We start from the raw sequence: 2,431 nt of genomic DNA on the forward strand, positions 1-2,431 counted from the left end.
TCCTTTCGTCAAAAGAATTGAATCAGGCAACCCGGGGTCATGGAATAGCCTATTCTGAGAATAAGAATCAGTTCTACATCGTATCTAGTTATCGGGACAGTATCATCATCCTTGATGCAGAGTTCAACGAAATTGATGAAATATCCATTTCCAACAAATATAAAATTGAAGAGGAGCCGCTGCATCACTGCAATGACCTCTGTATCGTTGGCAATAGTCTATATGTCACCATGTTCTCATATACTGGAAACTGGAAGAGGGACATCTTTGATGGTGTTGCTTTGGAAATAGATTTAACCACTAATCTTGTAAAAAATCCCGTAATTACTGATTTATGGATGCCGCATAATATTTCCTACCTGAATGGAAGTCTGGTTGTCCTGGATTCATTACGAGGTGAGCTTAAAGCGAATAATGCAAGGGCTGTTGGGCGTTTCCCTGCCTTTACTCGTGGCTTGGATTATGATGGAGTATACTATTACGTAGGCCAGAGTAGAAATCGTAACTACAGTAAAAATCTTGGTCTATCGCTAAATATCGCCATTGATACCGGGATTGTTATTTTTGATGAGATCACAAAGGTCTCAAGAACCATTTTTCTGCCTCAAAAATTATCAGAGATTCACTCAATAGTGGTTTTATAAAGAAAAATACTAGAGCAAGTAGAGCTTAAAATATTGGGAAGAAATTGAATGTTGTCAGCAAAAGGGAATACGAAATAATGAAAAGAATATTGGTTACTGGTGGGGGCGGGTTTCTGGGCTCTCATCTTTGCGAACAACTCTTGGATAGAGGTGATGAAGTACTATGTGTAGATAATTTCTTTACTGGCAACAAACGGAATATCCATCACCTGTTGAATAATGAAAACTTTGAGGTTATTCGCCACGATGTCACTTTCCCTCTATTCCTGGAAGTGGATGCGATCTATAACCTGGCCTGTCCGGCCTCACCGATCCACTACCAACATGATCCGGTTCAAACAACCAAGACCAGCGTTCATGGTGCCATTAACATGCTTGGTCTCGCAAAACGGCTTGGGGTCCCGATATTCCAGGCATCAACAAGTGAAGTGTATGGAGATCCAACAGTACATCCGCAGATTGAGGAATATTGGGGTAATGTAAACCCCATTGGTATTCGTTCTTGCTATGACGAGGGCAAGAGATGTGCGGAGACACTTTTCTTTGATTATCACAGACAAATGAATCTGTCGATCAAGGTTGCCAGAATATTCAATACTTTTGGACCGCGCATGCGGCTTGATGATGGCCGAGTTGTCTCAAACTTCATTATTCAGGCTTTGAAAGGTGAAGATATTACCATATTTGGGGATGGAGGGCAAACTCGTTCCTTCTGCTATGTTGATGATATGATCGATGCCTTTATCAGCTTCATGGCTACTCCCAAAGAGGTTACTGGTCCCATCAATTTGGGCAACCCTGTTGAAACGACCATGCTGGAACTAGCCCAAACCATTATTGAAATTACTAATTCTAAATCACAATTGGTGCATCGCCCCCTGCCAGAGGATGATCCTCGTAAACGCAAACCAGATATTACGCTCGCCCGGCAAACGATTGGGTGGGAACCGTCCACGACACTGAAGGATGGATTGTCAAAAACCATACGCTATTTCAAAGCCGCTTTGAAAAGGAATGGCTCACATTAGCCTAATAAACACCAAGAGAGACACCTTATGAGCACAAAAGTCCTGTTTTACACACCTTATGGTAGTTGGTACCTGCATTCTCTCTATGATATCACTTTGGGGCATTCATTAAAGATACGGGATGCTCAGGTAAAATTTATTGGGTGTGATGGTGTTTTCACTGATTGCGATGTTCATTGGGTAAACACAGCCCCTCGAACATCAGAGTCCTGTAAAATATGCCAACAATCCCATGTTCAGGTCTACAAACAGTTGGGAATGCCGCTGGAGTGGTTAGGCGCATATATCACTGAGCATGAGCGTAAGCAAATCGATCAATGGGTTACTTCTCTTGATAATCTGGAACTGTTGGATGCTCACTACCAGGATCAACCGCTGGGGAAGTGGGTGGAATCTTCAGTTCACAGTCACTTTCGCATGAATGAACTGGATATGCTGGACGCAGAAATTGCTGGAGCTTATCGAAGCTATCTATTGAGTGCCGGATTGGCATGGTGCGGGTTCAACCGAGTATTTGATGAATTTGAACCAGAGGTCCTTTTCATGTTGAGTGGTCGGTTTTTCAGCCATCGTGTTGCCTATGAAATTGCTAAAGAACGTGGCGTACGAGTTTATTGTCATGAACGGGGGAGGATAGAGAACACACTCCTGGTTCTTGATAATCATACTGTATCTACATTTCCAACGCTAACCAATAGCTGGCAAGAATGGAAGAATGAGCCCCTGAACCCAGCAATGATGGAGCAGATAGAAAAAGTA

The 2,431-nt window shown here is 42.7% G+C and carries 3 protein-coding genes; all 3 read left to right on the plus strand.

Features of this window, described 5'->3' with window-relative positions; translation table 11 throughout:
• Positions 1–644: DUF4915 domain-containing protein (locus tag U9Q77_09880; protein MEA3287667.1), on the plus strand; the 644-nt coding region annotated here is incomplete at its 5' end.
• Between the two features lie 77 nt (positions 645–721).
• A complete protein-coding gene (locus U9Q77_09885) occupies positions 722–1,672 on the plus strand; it encodes a UDP-glucuronic acid decarboxylase family protein (GenBank protein ID MEA3287668.1) in 951 nt (316 codons plus the stop codon).
• A 27-nt stretch (positions 1,673–1,699) separates the two neighbouring features.
• Positions 1,700–2,431 (plus strand): hypothetical protein (locus tag U9Q77_09890; GenBank protein MEA3287669.1); only part of this gene is annotated, 732 nt, incomplete at its 3' end.

The sequence above is a fragment of the Candidatus Neomarinimicrobiota bacterium genome (assembly GCA_034716895.1).
In the GTDB taxonomy this organism is placed as follows: Bacteria; Fidelibacterota; UBA8477; order UBA8477; family JABMPR01; genus JABMPR01.